At 40.1% G+C, this 19,701-nt stretch carries 17 protein-coding genes and 1 riboswitch; of the genes, 2 read left to right on the top strand and 15 right to left on the bottom strand.

Features of this window, described 5'->3' with window-relative positions:
• Positions 1–8 precede the first annotated feature (8 nt).
• The 6 genes from priA to IGJ14_RS13270 all read right to left on the bottom strand — a co-directional run bounded on the left by priA (position 9) and on the right by IGJ14_RS13270 (position 6,578).
• Positions 9–2,417 (bottom strand): primosomal protein N', encoded by a 2,409-nt coding sequence (gene priA, locus IGJ14_RS13245; RefSeq protein WP_019722351.1) that lies wholly within the window; start codon positions 2,415–2,417, stop codon positions 9–11.
• Positions 2,418–2,607: 190 nt separating this feature from the next.
• The gene (gene rpoZ, locus IGJ14_RS13250) at positions 2,608–2,913 is read right to left on the bottom strand and encodes a DNA-directed RNA polymerase subunit omega (RefSeq protein ID WP_010734097.1); all 306 of its coding nucleotides are present in this window, start codon (positions 2,911–2,913) and stop codon (positions 2,608–2,610) included.
• A 4-nt stretch (positions 2,914–2,917) separates the two neighbouring features.
• Positions 2,918–3,532, bottom strand: a complete 615-nt coding sequence (gene gmk, locus IGJ14_RS13255) for a guanylate kinase (protein ID WP_010734096.1) — start codon at positions 3,530–3,532, stop codon at positions 2,918–2,920.
• A 257-nt stretch (positions 3,533–3,789) separates the two neighbouring features.
• The gene (locus IGJ14_RS13260; RefSeq protein ID WP_019722352.1) at positions 3,790–4,680 is read right to left on the bottom strand and encodes a YicC/YloC family endoribonuclease; all 891 of its coding nucleotides are present in this window, start codon (positions 4,678–4,680) and stop codon (positions 3,790–3,792) included.
• 18 nt (positions 4,681–4,698) lie between these two features.
• Entirely contained in the window at positions 4,699–4,917 is a 219-nt protein-coding gene (locus IGJ14_RS13265; protein ID WP_019722353.1) for a YdbC family protein, read from the bottom strand.
• A complete protein-coding gene (locus IGJ14_RS13270) occupies positions 4,887–6,578 on the bottom strand; it encodes a patatin-like phospholipase family protein (RefSeq protein WP_029593935.1) in 1,692 nt (563 codons plus the stop codon). Before IGJ14_RS13270 ends, IGJ14_RS13265 begins: the two co-directional genes overlap by 31 nt.
• A gap of 232 nt (positions 6,579–6,810) precedes the next feature.
• Here IGJ14_RS13270 and IGJ14_RS13275 point away from each other — a divergent pair, with 232 nt between their 5' ends.
• On the top strand, positions 6,811–7,587 hold the full coding sequence (locus tag IGJ14_RS13275; protein WP_010734092.1) for a hypothetical protein: 777 nt from the start codon (positions 6,811–6,813) through the stop codon (positions 7,585–7,587).
• A 54-nt stretch (positions 7,588–7,641) separates the two neighbouring features.
• Here the strand turns inward: IGJ14_RS13275 and thiT are convergent, their stop codons facing one another.
• The 9 genes from thiT to mprF form a co-directional block, all read right to left on the bottom strand.
• Positions 7,642–8,226 carry an energy-coupled thiamine transporter ThiT gene (gene thiT, locus IGJ14_RS13280; RefSeq protein ID WP_019722355.1) on the bottom strand — a complete coding sequence of 195 codons (585 nt, stop codon included), beginning with the start codon at positions 8,224–8,226 and terminating at the stop codon, positions 7,642–7,644.
• A gap of 83 nt (positions 8,227–8,309) precedes the next feature.
• Positions 8,310–8,412: riboswitch (TPP riboswitch) on the bottom strand.
• A 23-nt stretch (positions 8,413–8,435) separates the two neighbouring features.
• A complete protein-coding gene (locus tag IGJ14_RS13285; RefSeq protein ID WP_019722356.1) occupies positions 8,436–9,404 on the bottom strand; it encodes a ribose-phosphate diphosphokinase in 969 nt (322 codons plus the stop codon).
• 89 nt (positions 9,405–9,493) lie between these two features.
• Complete coding sequence (glmU, locus tag IGJ14_RS13290; protein WP_019722357.1) at positions 9,494–10,867, bottom strand: bifunctional UDP-N-acetylglucosamine diphosphorylase/glucosamine-1-phosphate N-acetyltransferase GlmU; 1,374 nt, start codon at positions 10,865–10,867, stop codon at positions 9,494–9,496.
• 155 nt (positions 10,868–11,022) lie between these two features.
• Positions 11,023–11,841, bottom strand: a complete 819-nt coding sequence (purR, locus tag IGJ14_RS13295) for a pur operon repressor (protein ID WP_010734088.1) — start codon at positions 11,839–11,841, stop codon at positions 11,023–11,025.
• Positions 11,842–12,016: 175 nt separating this feature from the next.
• Positions 12,017–12,838 (bottom strand): metal ABC transporter permease, encoded by an 822-nt coding sequence (locus IGJ14_RS13300; protein ID WP_019722358.1) that lies wholly within the window; start codon positions 12,836–12,838, stop codon positions 12,017–12,019.
• Positions 12,811–13,491, bottom strand: coding sequence for a metal ABC transporter ATP-binding protein (locus IGJ14_RS13305; RefSeq protein WP_010734086.1), 681 nt, complete (start codon positions 13,489–13,491; stop codon positions 12,811–12,813). Before IGJ14_RS13305 ends, IGJ14_RS13300 begins: the two co-directional genes overlap by 28 nt.
• Positions 13,492–13,510: 19 nt before the next feature.
• Positions 13,511–14,449 carry a metal ABC transporter substrate-binding protein gene (locus IGJ14_RS13310; protein WP_019722359.1) on the bottom strand — a complete coding sequence of 313 codons (939 nt, stop codon included), beginning with the start codon at positions 14,447–14,449 and terminating at the stop codon, positions 13,511–13,513.
• Between the two features lie 534 nt (positions 14,450–14,983).
• Positions 14,984–15,832: a 4-(cytidine 5'-diphospho)-2-C-methyl-D-erythritol kinase gene (gene ispE, locus IGJ14_RS13315; protein WP_019722360.1), complete on the bottom strand. Its 849-nt coding sequence runs from the start codon at positions 15,830–15,832 to the stop codon at positions 14,984–14,986.
• Between the two features lie 112 nt (positions 15,833–15,944).
• Positions 15,945–18,515 (bottom strand): bifunctional lysylphosphatidylglycerol flippase/synthetase MprF, encoded by a 2,571-nt coding sequence (gene mprF / locus IGJ14_RS13320; protein ID WP_019722361.1) that lies wholly within the window; start codon positions 18,513–18,515, stop codon positions 15,945–15,947.
• A gap of 349 nt (positions 18,516–18,864) precedes the next feature.
• On the opposite strand from mprF, the gene proC reads away from it, so the two are divergent.
• Positions 18,865–19,659 carry a pyrroline-5-carboxylate reductase gene (gene proC / locus IGJ14_RS13325; RefSeq protein WP_019722362.1) on the top strand — a complete coding sequence of 265 codons (795 nt, stop codon included), beginning with the start codon at positions 18,865–18,867 and terminating at the stop codon, positions 19,657–19,659.
• Positions 19,660–19,701 lie beyond the last annotated feature (42 nt).

The raw sequence follows: 19,701 nt of genomic DNA on the forward strand, positions 1-19,701 counted from the left end.
TTCCTTTCTTAAATAAAATGTAGCGGCTCGTTGTCGATCGCAACAAATAGATTTTGTCGCTGTTCTTTTTGACTTTGATCCAAAATTTCTTTCAGAACGTTAGGCAGTTCTGGTTCATGTTTATATTTGATGATCAGCTGATAGTAATAGCGATTTTTCACACGTAAAACGGTGCTAGGTACCGGACCTAACAGAAGGCTGTTCGTTCCTAATACTTGTTTTAATTGACTGGCGATCTGAAAGATTTTTTTGGCTGCGACTTGTTCTTCTGGATGGCTCGTCGTGATTTTCACAGTGAAGTAATAAGGCGGATAGCCTCCACGATGGCGTACATTCATTTCTTGTTGATAAAAGCGTTCATAATTTTGTTCCTTTGCTAAAGTTACCGCATAGTGATTCGGATTAAATGTTTGGATCACGACTTCCCCAGCTTTTTCGGCTCTTCCTGCCCTTCCGGAGACTTGTGTCAATAATTGGAAGGTATGTTCACTAGAACGAAAATCTGGCAGATTCAACGAAGTGTCTGCATTTAGAACGCCGACTAAGGTCACATCAGGAAAATCTAACCCTTTTGCGATCATCTGCGTTCCTAGTAGAATATCCGCTTGTTTGTCCCCAAATTTTTGTAAGATTCGTTCATGCGCGCCTTTTTTTCTGGTGGTATCCACATCCATCCGCAAGATTCTTGCTTGAGGATACAGTGCTTTTAACTCTTCTTCCACTTTTTGTGTTCCCGTTCCATAATACCGGATCTTGTTTTCCCCACAATTTGGACAACGATGCGGGATCGCTTCTTCATGTCCACAATAATGGCAACGCATCGAGCGAGAATCCATATGGAGAGTCAATGAGATATCGCAATTTGGGCAAGGCAAGACAAAGCCACAATCTCGGCACATCACAAAGGAAGAATACCCTCGTCGATTCAATAGAAGAACTGTCTGTTCTTTTTTTTCTAATCGATCTTGGATTTTTTCTTGTAATAATTGAGAGAACGTCGATGTCTGATTCTTTTCGAATTCTTCACGCATATCGACGACTTCGATCTCAGGTAATTGCGCACTCATTTTCGCACGCTGACTCAAATGCAACATGCGATAGACCCCTTTTTGTGCACGGGCTCTTGATTCGAGGGAAGGTGTCGCGCTCCCCAAAACGATCGGACAATGATGGTAATTCCCACGCCATATAGCTAAATCTCTGGCATGGTAACGCGGGGTTTCATCTTGTTTATAGCTCGATTCATGCTCTTCATCAATGATGATCAACCCAATGTTCTCTAGTGGGGCAAAGATCGCTGAACGTGCACCGACGACGACCTGCGCTTCATTGCGCTCGATTTTACGCCATTCATCATATTTCTCACCTTGAGATAAGCCACTATGTAAAACTGCGACGGATTCTCCAAAGCGCCCTTTAAAACGTTCGACCATCTGAGGGGTCAATGCGATTTCAGGAACCAACATGATTGCTGTCTTCTTCTCTGCCAAGACATCAGCAATGGCTTGAAGATAGACTTCCGTTTTCCCACTACCAGTAATTCCTTCAAGTAAAAAGGTTTCATTCTTTTCCTGATGACAGGCTTCAATGATCTGCTGAACCGCCGATTGTTGTTCTTCATTCAATTGTAAGGCAGTCGTTCGTTCAAATACCCGGTCTTTATAAGGGTCACGATAACTTTCGACTTCTTCGATACGCAACCAACCTTTATCTCTACCTTGATTCAATACGGCAGAACTGACTCCTTTTTCTTTGAAATAAGCAATAGGCATTGGTTTTTCCATTTCTGACAAATAAAGAAGTAATTCTTTTTGTTTTTTCGCATTTTGCCTCAAGGTGCCCCAAGCTTCATCGAGTTGTCCTTTTGACAAAAGAGAGTGCACGACACGGATCGTTTTCACTTTGTTTTTTGTATGGACTTCGTAACGGATATCAACTAGCTTGTTTTTACGCCAACGGATCAATTGCGGTAAGATCCCAGTTTCTTCCGCTTCCTTCCAAGAAATCTCTTGTCTACCTGCGAAAAATGCAACGACTTCTGGTTCATCGGTCACTGGGTAAATGAGCTTATCGTATTCTGCTTTCATGACACTTGGTAGCATCGTTTGTAAACAGGTGATTTTAAAAGCATACGTAATGGTTTTCATATAGTCTGCTAACCTCATCAACTCTTGATTGACAACAGGTGCCAGGTCAAGTAATTGAAGGATTGGCTTTAATTCTTTTTTTAGAGGTTGCTCGTTGGCTGTCAACGCCATCACAAAGCCTTGGACTTGGCGATTGCCGTTTCCAAATGGTATCGCTACACGCATACCGACTTGGATAGCCGCTTCCATTTCAGAAGGAACCAAGTAGGTGAATGCTTGGTCGGTTTGCATAGTTGGTACATCGACAATCACATCCGCAATAACAGTCATGGACTCCTTCTCCTTTCTTCATCTTGGTTTTAAACACAAAATGGCTCTTGCCTATTTTACTAGAGATTCCTTGTTTTGTCTTACTTTCTGCCAAATCCTAACAAAAAATTAACGCAGGAAAAAAAAGAGCCTAGGAACATTTCCCAAGCTCAAATCTTTTGCTATCCATAAGCTGAATAGTGAGTTGATTTTATAGTTTTTGCTCGTCACGGATACGAGACTCTAATTCTTGTTGTGCACGGTCTTTTTGCGCACGACGTTCTTCGTCTTCCATACGTAGACGTTCACGTTTTAATTCAGGATGTGGATCACTGATCACATTTCCTGCTTCGATTTCTTCTAAAGCTTGTCCAACACTTTTGACAGAATCAAATGAATCCATTGTTGGTTGTGCTTTTGCGTCTAATTCATGTGCGCGTTTACTTGCTAAGATCACTAGAGAATATTTTGAATTCACGCGATCTAATAATGAGTCGATTGAAGGTTTTAACATCATAAGACTACATCTCCTTTAACATTTTGATATATTTTCCGATGACACGATCGACACGGAAATGTTCACTTGCAATAATATCTTTGATTCGGTTGACCGCTAATGGAACTTCATCATTGACAACAGCATAGTCATACAGTGCCATCATCTCGATTTCTTCCTTAGCGACTTTCATTCGTTCTTCGATTACTTCATCTGCATCTGTCCCACGCCCAACGATTCGTGATTTCAATTCTGCTAAATCTGGGGGCGTCAGGAAAATAAATACGCCGTCAGGTACTTTTTCTTTTACTTGTTGTGCACCTTGGACTTCAATTTCAAGAAAAACGTCTTTTCCTTCGTCTAAGGTTTTGTTGACATACGATAGTGGTGTACCATAATAATTCCCGACATATTCTGCATATTCCAACATTTCGCCTTTAGCGATCATTTGTTCAAATTCTTCGCGGCTTCGGAAATAGTAGTCGACTCCTTCAACTTCTCCTTCACGCATCTTGCGTGTCGTCATCGAAATCGAATATTGGAAATCATTATCCTCACTCTCAAAAATTGCTTTTCGCACTGTGCCTTTTCCCACACCGGATGGACCAGACAACACGATTAATAATCCACGCTCTGACATGACGACGTCCTTTCAACTAGTCTTTTTTATACTATTGCTTATTTTGCACTTTTTTCTTGCAACTTTCAAGGCTATTTTTTTATTATAGCTAGAAAACCTAGAAAAAGCTAGTCTACTTCCCACTAAAGAGTCCGAGACAAAAGTAAAAATAACTTTTGTTGGATACCTAAAAAACGAATAAACGGCGGGAACAGGAGTAACCTCTTCGGAAATAAGCCTGCCTAACGGACAGGTCATCAATTAGACAGGCTGGACACTTATTCAATATTTTGGATTTGCTCACGGATTTTTTCTAAAATCGTTTTGGACTGAACGACATGGTTTTTGATTTCGATCGCGCTTGATTTTGAGCCGATCGTATTGATTTCGCGATTCATCTCTTGTAAAAGGAAATCTAGTTCTCTACCGATGGGGTAATCTGCTTCAAGTAGCTCTTCCAATTTCTGCGTATGGATGATTAAACGGTCGATTTCTTCATGGATATCGCCACGCTCTAAAAGAATCGCTATTTCGGTCAATAAACGATCTCGCTCAACTTCTGCACCAAGAAAAGCTTCTAATTTTTCTTGGTATCTCGTCTGAAATTCTTGCTCATAAATCTCGACAAAGTTAGCTAATCCAGCAATATTTTGTTTTAATTCTGCGGTTTGTTGAAGTAATACGTTCGCCAAGGCTTGGCCTTCTATACTCCGACTTTCTTCGATTGAACGAAGTGCTGTTTGCATCGTTTCTTTCGCTAATTGTGCAAGTAAGTCTTGATCCTCTTCCGTTGCTTCAGCAATTGTCACAAACTCTTCGTTTAGTGCAAAACGTTCGATCAGTTTACCGATCGACAATGCATTCGCTTCGCCATACCTTTCTTTAATACCGGTAGTCATCTGTGTATAGAGCGTATCGATCAGTTGCCAATTGATCGTCACTTTTTTATCTTGTTCACCCAAGTATGTTAAATTAATAAAGACATCGACACGTCCTCGACTTAACTTCGTTTTGATCAATTGTCTCAATTCATTCTCAACAAAGCCTAATACTTTAGGGCTACGTATCTGGATATCTAAAAACCGTTGATTGACGCTTTTGATCTCGATTTCAAGTTGATAGTTCTTTTTTTCGCGGATGGCATTGCCAAAGCCAGTCATGCTCTTCATGCGACAGAGTCCTTTCTTTTACATATTTTTAATTGCTTTTTGTAACTCTTCAAACTCTTCGTTCGTTAATGTTAGTCCCTTACCCATTTTTTCATGGTCCGGTGCCCAATCCCGCAAGTCAAATTTTGGTGGTCTGCCATTCCAACTCACTAAGTTCAATTCTTTGCGCCATCCCTTATTGTTTTCAGATAAAACTGCAATTTCTTCTACGATCTCATATGAGAATTCTTGTGCCATTTTTGTTCCTCCTTTAGATGATAAAGATAGAGATACATCAAAGTTTCTACTGTATCTGCATTGAGTTGTCGTTGTAAGCGATCATTCTTTTTTTCTTTCACGTATTGGTAGATCGCGTGTTCCTTCATTACGTGTATTTTAGCATTTCGTTCCAGTTTTCGAAACTTCAACCATTCACTGGCATTTAATTGACCAACCTTTTTTAAAAATGCTTCATCGATTTTACTTTCTTGGCAAATGAGCGGCAAGATCTCTTCGACGGTATACACTTTATTCGGTAAGATCAATTTTTGTTTCGCTAGTAGCTCAAGCATCGCCAATCCGCATGTTTCACTTGTGACCCTGTCTTTATATACATTACGCAAGTCCCGCCAGAATTTTTCTTTGTAAAAAAAGGATACGTCTAAATCAAGTGTTTCGACTAAGAAACGTAAGAAACGTCGCCAATAACGTTCAGCTGGCTTTGCTGTTTCAAACGTATACCAGTTTCCTTGATAGATCCCTAAACATTTTTTAGCCTCTAAATAACCTAATTGGATATTCAATTGGTTTCTTTGTCGCTCAAAAACTAAGAAACCACCTAAAGACCAGTTTGAACAACATTTCCAGGTCACCAAAGCATCAGGTTCCTTGTATTTTTTTGTCACCCCAGGTCCTTGGACATCGACAATCAAGACTTCGGTTGCACCTTGTTGGATAGCAACATCTACTGGCACGTTATTTCGATAGCCCCCATCAACATATTTTGATCCGTCGATCTGACGATAAGCCATGGCAGGATAAAAAGAAGCAGAGGCGAGGACCCAATCGGTGATTTCTTTTGGTGCTAATGCTTGGATCCTTGTAACTGTTTCTTGAAATTCTGGGATTTTAGTTGCGATTGTATAGAGTTGCGGTTTTTCTGTACATTTGATTTTTTCCGCATCTAGGTACTGCTCTAGTAATGCTTCCAACGGTGCAATCGAGGTTCCTCCTTCGACTACTGCACGACGTGTCATCAAGCTGGCTTCTTGGATATAACGTTGCCTCAAATCTTCTGATAAGGCAACCTCTGGTAAAGCCAATACTTGATTGGTTGACAGTTCCTGCCACAAGTCAATGGCTTGTGTTAGTTGATCCTGAACGACCAAAGCCCCATTTAGCGCACCTACAGAAGTACCAGTAACGAGTGAAATCTCTAGATTTTCTTCTTTCAGTGCTTTCCAAACACCTATTTGATAAGCACCATGCGCCCCTCCTCCACCTAAGACAAGAGCGATATGATAGGATATTTCCTTCTCAAACGATTGCGTTCCCAAATAACCACTTCGGTGGAAAAGGTCGATCATGTTCGGTGAGATTGAATGATCAAAGCGGACGAGTCCGTATTTTTTGAAAAAATAACGAACCGTACTTTCTAGCAATAGGAAAATATCGGACCACTGCCAATATTCTTCTTCAATCAACACGTTGGTATAGATCAATTTTTCATTCGTTATTTCTGCAGTAAAGTAAATGTTCAGTCTTTTCGATACGATCTTCCATGCCTGTTGTTTTTTTGCCTGTTGCCAAAAATGTTGCCGGCTTTCTTGATGTGTAGTAAAAAAACTAAAAAGTTGTTTTGCTTGCTGCACTCGATTCTGCTGATAACGTTCCGACCAATAGACTTTTTGAACTTTCATAGACACCTCGGATTCTCTTTTTCTTTTATTATATCAGTAATCAGAAAAAAAGGGTGGGGGTGAATAGTCATCTGATAGCAGTGTTATATATATATAAATTTTTACTCTATGTTCATCGTTTATTCATAAAAAAAAGTTGCTTTGTAATCGAATTTTAAAATAAAAGAAACAAGCTTTTTTTCAGTAAATGTTGTAAAATGAAAGGGATGAGATACAGGGGAGGAGGAGCATGATGAGTGATTCAGTATATGTACATATCGATACAACTAGTAACGCCGTTTTGACCAAAGGGCTGACGATCAATGATTTTTCAAATAGCATCGTGCATTTTCCTCAAAATCTACTTTTGTTGGACCCTTCCGCATCTGCTGGAGAATATGAATCACACACAGGCTTGAAGGTCATTCGTGGAACTGAGAATATCCAAAGATTTTTCCAAACCGTTCGCAGCCGTAACAATAGTACGGATCTTAAATGGATCGATTTTACGGATTTGACGATGTTAAAAGAATTAAGCCCTTTAGAAATCTCAGAGTTGCTTTATTTTGGTCATATGAAAACACATCTCCATTCACCTTTTTTCTATAAATTACAAAATAACTTTGTTTATTTTGATTTGAGCGATCATCTAGGTAGAACCTATTATCGTTATTTAGATGAATTTTATCGGATTTTTGCCAACAAGTTAAGCACGATCTTGGCGGGAAAAATCAACGAAAAAAAATCATTCTTTCGAAAAGAGATCCCTGTTGAAAAAATCAGTGTAGAGATACTGAAAAAGATGCGTAATTTGATGCAAGAAGGAATCATTTTTTCGTTTGATCAAGCAGGTTTGGTCGATGACAAGTATGAGATCCCGATTTATGTCATTGAAGATTACGTTTGGAAATTAAAAGGAACACGTTACTTGGAAGAAAAACCGGTAGCTGTTCTCGTCTATCATGCCACTCAACAACGTTGGCAACTAGACGGCAACGTTTCTGATTTTGTCTACAACACATTTGTATAATGACAGTCAACTCCACTAAAAAAGCGTAAAGGTCAGCTGCCTTTACGCTTTTTTTTAATTTTTACTTTTACGTACCTGCAACCCTTCGCCTACAAATAAAGAAGGAACGGTCTGTTCAATACCTAATAGGACAACCGTTGTTACAATACCGGTAGCTAACCCACTAGCGCCATTCATGACTAAAGAGAACAACCATGGATTCATCCCCCATAGTGCGAAACTTCCCCAAAAAGCAACCCCAGCGACAAAATGCCAGAAATATCTGGCAGTCACACCAACGAATGTCGCTAAAATGATCGTTGAGGCCATTTTCTTACGATTGCCTTGCAGATAACTCTGTTGCATTCTTTGCGAAAAAATTCCTGCAACGCCAGCAAACGTAAACGCGATCGGATACTCGATCAACACTTGGATGACACTCAAGTAATAGACAGTCCCCATGGGAAAATGAAGGATTCCCCATAGAAAAGCCGATCCCATACCAGCTTTCCAACCCCTTCTCAAGGCAAATAAAGTTAAAGGGATTTGCCCGAGTGAGATTTCAAAACTACTACCTATTTGTAGAGGAATCATCGACAACACTAAAGATAATGCTGCGACGATCGTTCCCTCGATCCAGACACGATGATTCTTATTCATAAAAAAGCTTCCTCCTTTATAATTGGACATCACAAAGGAGGAAGCAAGTTTGTTTTTTTACAAACAGCTTCGTGCTTTCACACTAGCTATTCATTCACAATTCCTACGCTCGCATAACCGAAACAGGTACGAAGGGTTTAGAATATATTCAGTCTCAGCCCAAAATGGACTCCCCTTTGTGATTGTAATTATTTTGTTTTTATTTTCCTTTATCTTTTTGTTTCAAACAAAGGACTAACTGGTTTGTTTTCATGGATACGTTTGATTGCGTCACCCATCAAGCCACCAACGCTTACTTCGTCAATCTTATCAATTTTGCGATCTTCTGGCAAATAGATTGAATCCGTTACAACTAAGCGCTCGATTGCAGAGTCTTCGATTCTTTGTAAAGCAGGTCCTGACAACACAGGATGTGTACATGAAGCATAAACGCTCACTGCCCCAGCTTCTTTCAACGCATTAGCAGCCAATGTGATCGTTCCAGCTGTATCGATCATGTCATCGATCAAGACACACGTTTTGCCTTCTACTTGACCAATGATATTCATCACTTCTGCCACGTTTGCTTTTGGACGGCGTTTATCGATGATTGCAATTGGTGCTTTTAAAAATTCAGCCAATTTACGTGCACGAGTAACACCACCATGGTCAGGTGAAACAACGACAACATCATCGCCTTGAATCCCTTTTTCTAAGAAGTAATTCGCAATCAGTGGTGCGCCCATCAAATGGTCGACCGGAATATCAAAGAAACCTTGGATTTGGACTGCGTGCAAGTCAAGTGTCAACATTCTTGTTGCTCCAGCTTTTTGGATCATATTTGCCACTAATTTTGCAGTGATTGGTTCACGCGCGCGCGCTTTGCGGTCTTGACGTGCGTAGCCGTAATACGGCATTACCACGTTGATCGTTTTGGCACTTGCACGCTTCAATGCATCGATCATGATCAACAGTTCCATCAGGTTATCATTTACCGGACTACTTGTTGATTGAATAACGTATACGTGTGAACCACGGATACTTTCTTCGATATTGACTTGGATCTCACCATCACTAAATTGAGTGACCGATGATTTTCCTAATTCAACCCCAACAGCTGCAGCAATTTTTTCTGCCAATGGACGATTTGAGTTTAATGCAAATATTTTTAATCTTGGATCAAAGTAATGTTTGGACATGAGGACCTCCGCTTTCTTTTTCACAACTCTACTACCTAATAAATACTAGTCATATTTGCCGAATAAATCAAGTGATTTTGCAAAAAGTATCAATTTGAATATGGGAGTTTCTTCGCGTATCCTTCTTTATTGACTTGTCTAGCGCGTGCGATTGCCATCGCATGTTCAGGAACATCGTTAGTGATTGTCGAACCAGCAGCGATACATGTATTCTCTGCCACGTCTACTGGCGCCACAAGATTCGCATTTGACCCAATAAAACTATGGTCACCGACTGTTGTATGATGTTTTGCTTTTCCGTCATAATTGACAAAGACGACACCACACCCCACATTGATTTCTTCACCTAGTGTTGCATCCCCAACATACGTCAAGTGACCAACTTTTGTGTTTTTGCCTATTTTTGCATTTTTCACTTCTACAAAGTTGCCGATATGGACGCCTTCTTCAATTTCTGCTTTTGGACGTAAATGGGCATACGGTCCTACATCTGCTTTACTTTTGACCACACTGTGTTCGATCACTGAGTTTTCGATGACTACTTGGTCACCGATCTTGCTGTCAACAATACGTGAATGTGCACCAATAAAACAATCTTCACCAATTTCTGTTTCTCCTTGGATCTGAACGCCCGCTTCGATCACTGTATCTGAACCAATCACAACATCTGCATCAATATACGTAGTTGCAGGATCAACAAAGCTAACGCCATTGACCATATGTTTTTTGTTGATTCTTTGGCGCATCAACTCGTTTGCTTTTGCTAGTGCCATACGATCATTGACACCCATACACTCATCGAAATCTTCCGTCTGATACGCAGCAACTGGATTTCCAGCATCTTTCAGGATCTCAACGATGTCTGTTAAATAATACTCGCCTTGTGCATTGTCTGTTCCTACTTTATTCAATGCTTCAAATAACGCTTTGTTATCGAAACAGTAAGTTCCTGTATTGATTTCTTGAACTAACGCTTCTTCTGGCGAAGCGTCTTTTTGCTCAACGATTTTTTCAACGATTCCTACATGGTCACGAATGATTCTGCCATAACCTGTCGGATCTTCTGCTTGTGCAGTCAAAATCGTAGCACTTGCATTTTTCCCTTGATGGTATTCAAACAAGTTGTTCAACGTCTCAGTTGTCAATAAAGGGGTGTCACCACTGATGACTAACGTCGTGCCTTCCTTACCTGCTAAAAATGAGGCTGCTTGTAGTACCGCATGACCCGTCCCAAGTTGTTCCGCTTGTAACGCATACTCGCTACGTTCGCCTAGCTGAGCTTTGACTTTCTCTGCACCGTGACCAACGATCGTCACGATTTGATCAGGATTTGTCTCACTTACACGGTTGATGATGTGTTCGACCATCGGTTTCCCAGAAACAGGGTGTAGGACCTTGTATAGTTTTGATTTCATGCGAGTACCTTTACCCGCGGCTAATATGATTGCATAACGTGCATCCAAATGTGTCACTCCTAAATTACGATTTATTATTTTTAGTTTAGCCCAGTCGCTCTTTTTTTTCAACTAAACGTTCATTTTAGCAACCAGGACGCAAAAAAAGAAGAGACATCATCCATCGCCTCTTCTTTTTCCATAGCACCGCTATGTTCGTTGTTTTATTCTTCGAAATAGTTGCCTGGTACTACAGTGATATTTTTCGTTTTTGTATCCACATCTTTGACGTAAAGTAGCGACGTGTAGTCATTGATTGCGCGATGTCCGTTGAATTTTGACTCCGCAAACACAGTGATACCGACAAGCTCAGATTCAAATTCTTCAATCAAGCTCTTCATTCCGTTCACTGTTCCGCCGCCTTTCATAAAGTCATCGACGACAAGCACGCGAGAACCACGTTTCAAACTTCTTTTTGATAGTTCCATTTTTTCGATCCGTTCAGATGAACCTGAAACATAGTTCACACTCACTGTAGAACCTTCTGTAATCTTAGAGTCACGACGAACGATGACAAACGGTGCGTTCAAGTAATAGGAAACGGCTTGAGCGATTGGCACCCCTTTTGTGGCTACAGTCATTACAGCATCGATTTTTTCTCCTAAATATTTTGAGGCAATGATTTTCCCTACTTGACGTAATAGCTCAGGTTCTCCTAATAGATCAGATAAGTAAACATAGCCTCCAGGGAGTAAACGGTCTTGTTCAGACAAGCGCTCAGCTAGCGATTCAACATATTTCTTTGCTTCTTCGTAGGAAATCTCCGGAATGAATAGAACACCTCCGGCTGCACCAGGGATTGTTTCAAGCGTTCCGTAACCTCTTTCTTTAAATGTTTTTTTGATGATCCCCAAATCTTCACTGATCGAAGATTTAGCAGATTCATAACGTTCGGCAAAGCTTGTTAATGAAATCAATTCATGCGGATGATCTAATAAATACTGTGTCATATCGACAAGACGCTCACTGCGACGTACTTTCAAAAATTCCAGCTCCTTTTTCCAACAAATTTTATCGTGTTTCATTATATAAGTTTTTTCGGGAAAATTCGAGCATTTTATCCAAAATTAAGAAAATAGTTCGGTATTTATAAAAAAACAGGTAACTATTTAAGACATTTGTTTGTCTCAAATAACTACCTGTTTAAAAAATAGTGGTCTATTTTTTTCTTCTAATTCCTAATAAAATACGTTTACTCAAGTTGACTAATAAGAATAAAAAGATAAATACTAATGTGATAGTTGCCCCTGGCGGTGTATCCAAGTAGAACGAACTAGTTAACCCAGAAAGCATACCAATAAAACCAACGATGATACTGATCAATATAACAATATTGAAGCTTTTCCCTAAACGCATCCCGATTGCTGCTGGTAAAACCATAATAGCAGAAATCAGCAACGCGCCTGCTATCGGAATCATGACAGCGATTGCTACCCCAGTAATAATATTGAACATCATTGACATCCAACGAACCGGCAGTCCATCGACATGAGCGGTGTCTTCATCAAAGGTCAACACGTACATCGGACGTTTGAATAAGAAAAACAAAAGACCGATCACTGCAAACAAAATACCTAGGAATAGAACTTGTGGCCAAGTGATCGTCACAATTGATCCAAATAAATAAGATTGGATGCTCGTGGCAGAATTACCCCCACTCAAATTCATCAAAACTAATGCAAGCGCAAGTCCTCCTGCCATTAAGATCGCAATGGAAATCTCTGAATACGTACGATACATCGAACGTAGGTATTCTAAAATGATTGCAGCGATAACGACTACCACCATTGTGGTCATCGTTGGATTGAGATTGAGGAAAAATCCTAAGGCTACCCCTGCTAAAGAAACATGAGACAGTGTATCTGCCATCAACGATTGCCGACGTATCACTAAGAATACTCCTAACATCGGTGCGATTCCTGCAATAAAGATCGCAGCAAGAAATGCCCGCCTCATGAATTCATATGAAAGCAACGCCATTGAGAATCCTCCTTTCTCACTAAACGGATTTGTCGATCCGCATATTGTTTGATGTCTTCGTGATCATGAGTGATCATCAATACAGCTTTCCCATGGTCGTGTGCGCTATGGCGCAATAAACGATAAAATTCATTTCGTGATTCTTCATCCATTCCAGTAGTTGGTTCATCAAGTACAAATAAATCTGGATCAGTCGCAAAAATACGTGCTAAACTGATTCGTTGCTTTTGACCACCAGACAGCTCACCAATCCGACGATGACGCATATCCCACATACCAACAGATTCTAACGCACGCTTGACATGCTCATGGTCTTTTTCGCTTAACCGTTTGAACCAACGACCTCTCGGATATCTGCCAGAACGTACTAATTCTAAGACTGTACTAGGAAAACCCGCATTAAAGGAAGAAACTTGTTGTGGAATGTACCCGATACTTAATTTGTCTCCGTCCTGATTTTTTCCTGCAATTTTGATGGTCCCTTTAGAGGGTTTCAATAACCCCAAAGAAGCTTTGATCAATGTAGATTTTGCCGCCCCGTTTTCACCAGTCAAAATCACAAATTCACCGGCATCTACATGATAAGAAACACCTTCTAACACAGGTTCTTCATCATAATAGAAAGTGAGATCAGCTATTTCGATATAACGCACATAGAGGACTCCCTTCGTTTTACTTTATGCTCTCTTTTAATGCCTCTAGGTTTTTCTCCATGGTAGAAATGTAAGTTTCACCCGCTTCGATTTGTTCATTCGTCAAACTCTCAAGGGGGTTGAGTACTTCCAGTTTTACGCCTGTTTCTTTTGATAATGTTTCAGCTACTTTAGATGACGCATTTTCTTCAAAATAGATGACTTCGATTTTATTTTGATCGACAAAATCTTTCAATTCAGCCAATCGACTAGGCGTAGGCTCTTGATCCGGTGAAACTCCTGAGATGGCTACTTGTTTTAGGTCGTAGCGATTTGCTAAATAAGCAAAGGCAGCATGTTGCGTCACAAATGTTCGATTGGTTGCACCTTTTAATGCTTCTGTATAGTTCTGATCCAATGCTTCTAATTTTTTGATATAAGCTGCGGCATTTTGGTCAAATGTATCTTTCTTATCTGGATATTTCTTGCCGAGCTCTGTAGCAATCGTCTGTACTTCTTGGATTGCTAATGTTGGATCTAACCAAACATGAGGGTCATAGGCATGGTCATGCTGATGGCCTTCTGATTCTTCGTGCTCTTCTTCATGCTCTTCTTGTGACTCGAGACGTTCAATTCCCTTAGCGGCTTCGATCATCAACGTTCGATCGGTATCGACCGTATCTTTCAATGAGTCAACAAAAAATTCCATATCTGAACTGTTATAAACAAAAACATCTGCATCCGCAATGGTTGCACTTTGTTTGGCACTTGGCTCAAAATCATGGGGTTCCGTTCCTGCGGGGATCAATAATTCGACCTTCCCAGTATCACCAACGACTTCTTTCGTAAATTCATACATCGGGTAAAACGTTGCGACAACGTTCAACTCATCTTGTGCCGATTCTTGGGTTGTCTGTCCACACGCTGTAAATAGGAAAGCTCCTATTGCTAAAGATGCGGCTAATAAATATTTCTTCATATATGCTCCTTTCAAAACAAATCGTAATATTACGATTTATCAACGAGGATTAATGTACCAAATTAAAAAAAAACAGTCAATAGTTTAACCTGATTTTCTGATTTAAATGCAAACTTACCATGTAAATCGGAAAACAAATGAATTGCCCGTCATATCAACAACGAACGTAATCGTTTTCTTTCAACTTTGGTCAAAAAGTGGCTGTTCCACACTATTATTTTATGTCCCGAGAACAATGAACGATTGGTTGAGATTGATAACAAAAAAGAAGGTAACGATCCTTCATCTTCTAAAACGAAATCAGCGGGAAAGATGTCTGGAATATTAGTCCACTCACATCTCCTAAAACTGAATAAACGGCAGAAACAGAAGTAACCTCTTCGAAAATAAGGCGCCATCCACAAAAATTTGAAAAACAATTTTCGTGGATGGCGCCTTATTTCTCGAGGCTAAACAATTCTATTCCGACCTCTTTTACCGCTTATTTTTCGAAGCTGACTGCTTCCGTCATGACATCATGTCTCTTTCATGCATTTATAGCGTTCGGACAAGATAAACTTCCTCACAAAAACCTTTTAATCCATTGTAGACGCGTTGGGCTCTGGAATAGTGTTGACAAAGGGCAAAAACAGTTGGTCCACTACCACTCATCAGGGCCGCGTCTGCACCATATTTGATCATTCGCTCTTTGATTTGATAAATGACCGGATGGCGTTTTCCTGTCACATCTTCAAGACTATTCCCCATTTTCGTCAACATTTTTTGATAATCTTGTTGTCGAAGCGCATCAGCCAACCCAGGAATATCTTGATGTTGGATTTTTTGCGTATCGATTTCTCGAAAAACAGTTCGTGTCGAAACACTCATTTTAGGTTTTACCAAAATGATCCAGCAAGAGGGCATCGCTGGCAACAATTGGACGATTTCTCCCTTTCCGCCTACGTAAGCTGTTTGGCCATAAACACAGTAAGGAACATCTGTCCCCACTTCCAAGCCGATCTCTGCTAGTTCTTCTAAGCTACAGCCTAACTCCCATAACCGATTGATTCCACGCAACGCGGCAGCACAATCTGTACTTCCACCACCTAGGCCAGCAGCGACAGGAATATTTTTTTTCACAACGATTTTTACGCCTTTTTTGATTTGATATTTCTTTTTCAACAACAAAGCTGCTTGATACACATTGTTACGCTGATCTACCGGCAAAAATGCTTTATTCGTTTCAACAATGATCCGATCTTCCGATAGCTCTTCAAAGAACAAGTGATCAGCTAAATCTACACTTGACATCACCATTTCCAACTCATGATACCCATCTGGTCTTTTATATAACACATCCAACCCTAAGTTTATCTTCGCTGGTGCTTTTTCAATCAATTCCATCCTCTCACCCATTCGAAAAGTCTAAGTCGAAAGTATTCTATCATAGGGGAAAATAAAAGTATAGCTTCCACCAACATGCGTAAACACTTTCCTCACAGCTTTACAATCATTTTTACAATTCTGTCAGAACTTCTTCTGCTAGACTTGTTCCTTTTTCTTTCCCTTTGCCAATCAATAAGAAAAGCTGCCATGTGGCTAAAGTAAAACTACTTCCTTTCATATACGCAAAATAACGGCCCTCCCAATGAGTAACATACCGTTGTTTTTCTTCGTAAGCTAATTGGAATGAGTAAAAGAAATTCCCGTAATTAAAGATGATCCTCATCACTTTTTCTTGTAAGAACGAGAAATCAGTTTCTCCGACATTTGCAAGTGGAGCCAGTCCCAGATTTGCTTCTGCATACCCATTTTTGCGATAGACATCCAGTAGATTTGCAAGTAAGTAATCACCTAGACTATTCGGCTGGTTCGGTAGATACCGCAATAAATCATACCCCGCTTGGCGGTCATTGATTGGTTGAGATGTAATAAACCCAACGATTTTCTGCTCTTTCCGAACAATACCAATACCACTCATCAAGAGATACTCTTTCTCAAAATAACCAACAGAGAAATGCTTCTCACGAGAACCATCCAACCATTTTTGAGAAACTTCTTGGATCGGTTCGAGCAACTCTTCAGGTAATTGGTCATACCAGGTAAAATGGTAGCCCTCATTCGTCAAACGTTGCAATTCGATCTGCTTTGTGCGCCAGTGTAGCCCATCTGAAGAAAGATCAGTGATCGCTGCTTCGCCAACTTTTGCAAAGTGAAAGCCCGCTTCGTGAAGCATGACGACATAACTTTCGGATACTTTATAAAAAGCTAACTCATAGCCAAAACAATCGGCTTTTTTCAAAAACTCATGCGTAGCTGTACGTATCTTCGTTGGATCACCAATCGGATCACCAAGAACAAAACATTTATTCCCTTTGATTTGGTAACCAAACACTACTTTATCTTGATCATTTTCCTGATAATAAAAATAAGTATATCCAGGTAAGTGCAGATAATGACTAGCTGCCGTTCCACCATAGGCAGCCAAAAGGCGATTTAAACGCATTTGATCCAGAGGTTCACCAAACCCTGTCTCTGAAGCTAAATATTGGTACAATGCAACTAACGCAAGTAATGAGATCCCTAAACCAATCAGTCCTGAAAACCAAACATCCTCAGATGGAAAGAGAATAAAGCGATTCGCAGTTAAATCACCTACCCAAAAACTTCCACGGTGATAGCCTGCGATTGCATAAACAATAAATAAAAAGCCAAACAAACACGCATCAAATATGATTGCTCCCCAAGAATAGACGAACTTTTCACGATAAAACTCTTTTCGGGATAACCACACCGCTAATAAAATCAAAAGGTATACAACAATCAATTCCCATGATAAGGTGCGCATCACAGTATTGATGATGCCAAAAGCGAGTAAAGCAATCGTAGGAATAAATGCTTTTTTGACTTTCATCGCTAAAGCTCTAGCTAGTCCTAACAATAAGAACCCAACCAGCAGATTCAATGACTGATCTAAAAAATCAAACGAAAAGGGTAAGAGTATTTGAAACAAGCGACTGACAGTCGAAAGATTCGTGATCGTTGAAAGTAAGACCATCATGATTCCCGCAAAATAAACGGCACACACTAACACCAAATGAGCAATTTTTTGAAAAAATAGTCGGGGAATATTATCTAAAAATCGATTGATTTTGACACCTGTGTGTGTCAAAAATAAAACGATCCCTGAAAGAAATGGTAGAACATAATAGAACAAACGATAATAAAGTAACCAAACAAGTGCAACATCTTGCCGCACGCCAAGTTGACTCATTCCTAAGATCATCAGCACATCAAATGTGCCTACACCACCTGGCACCATCGTCAACATCCCAATCAATGTGGCAATGATAAACATAGGGTACAAGGACCATACAGAAATATCTACAGCCATCAAGCGCCCAATCAACAAGAAAACTACTAAGGCACCGGTCCATTGTCCAAAGGAAGCCAGCAACAAGCCCAGTAAGCCTTTAGGATAAAATTCTACAAATAGCGTTTTACGTTTCAAGTATGCAAACAAAAAGATAAGCGGTGCCAAAAAGCTACCACCGAATAACCAAATCCAATAACTGCGAAATACACTATCTGTTTGAAGAAAGAAGACATTGATGAATGTCACTAATGACCAAATAGAAAGACCCGTCAATAGAAACAAAGCAACCTTAGAGACTGTTGCCAACACCATTTTCCGATTCGTGTGCTTGCCATAAAAACTGGCGCGCAAGCTTGCTCCGACAATCCCTCCGAATCCTGCCAAGTTATTGATCGTATTCGTGATCCATGCAGATAACAAAAAGTCTTTACGACTCATTTTGGGCTTGCCTTGTTTTTCCAATACTCGAATCGTTACCCAATCATAAAGTAACATCGGCATCACACCAATCAAACCTGCTAAAATCATCCATGCTAACGTGACATGACTTTGTTGTTCCATCGTGTGCCAGACATCTTGCCAACTCATCCCATGGGCAATGTTTGCGACTTGATTCGCCACAAAAACAAGGATCGATCCAAAGAAAATCAGCTTCAAAATCAACTGATGTGCTTTCACCCACTGGATCATGATCTGTAATTTATTTTTCACCGGCACCCTTCCTCACCTGTAGACTTTCTAAACATATACACTCATGTTATCTTATTTACATTGATTTTTCCACTTTGGGCATTAGGTTGTGAAAAAGCCGTTAAGCTCCAAGTAGTAAGACAGAACGTGGGAAAATAGCTTCTCATATTTTTTCACGTTTTGACTTACTATTGAAGGAGCTGGCTTTTTAATCGCTTTTATTCCCCCAGAAAAATCCGCCATTCACTAGCTTCACACTCACTGTCCTCGCCTTATGTATACTCTCCTTGAGTTCTTCAAAATCAGTTCGTCTCTCGACTTGCAGATTATGAGAAAGAAAGCTATGCTAAAAATCAAAGGAGAGGATTATATGAAAATCGGATTTATCGGTACAGGAAATATGGCACAAGCAATTATTCACGGTATCTTAGCAAATAATCTAGTGGCTAAAGAAGATATTTTTGTTTCAAGCGGTCATTATGAAAATGCCCAACGCTTTGCTGGTAAAGTTGGGGTCAATGCTTGTCAAACCAATCAAGAGATTGCTGAAAAAGCAGAAATCGTTGTTTTGGCAGTGAAACCAAAAATCATCGAACAGGTGTTAAATGAATTACGCGACCATCGTAAACAACAGTTGTTTATCTCAATTGCTTCAGGAAAATCGCTTGCAACACTAGAACAAGCACTTGATCCAGAAGCTGCTATCATTCGTGTGATGCCCAATGTCAACGTAAGTGTTGGCGCGGGTGTTTCTGCAATCTGCAAAAACCAAGCAGCAACAAATGAACAGTTGACACAAGCGACACAAATCTTTGAAGCGATTGGTAGTGTTTATCCTTTAGCAGAAGATGATTTCAGTACATTTATCGGATTAGCTGGAAGCTCCCCTGCTTTTATTTATATGTTGATCGATGCAATGGGCCGTGCAGGTGTTTTACATGGACTACCTAAAAAAACAGCAACAGAAATTGCAGCCAAAGCGATTTTAGGTTCCTGTCAAAAGTTTCTAGCAAGCGATGAAAACCCTTGGGAATTAGTTGATCAAGTATCTTCTCCAGGCGGAACGACAGTTGCTGGTGTCGTCGCATTAGAAGAAGCTGGGTTTATCCCCGCGATCATCACAGGGATCACCAAAACGATCGAAAAAGATTTAGAGATGTTGTAGAATTTTCAAACTATTGACATTCATTGTCCCTCTTCTATAGTT

This window comes from Enterococcus sp. DIV1304_2, assembly GCF_050555445.1.
Taxonomy (GTDB): domain Bacteria; phylum Bacillota; class Bacilli; order Lactobacillales; family Enterococcaceae; genus Enterococcus_B; species Enterococcus_B pernyi.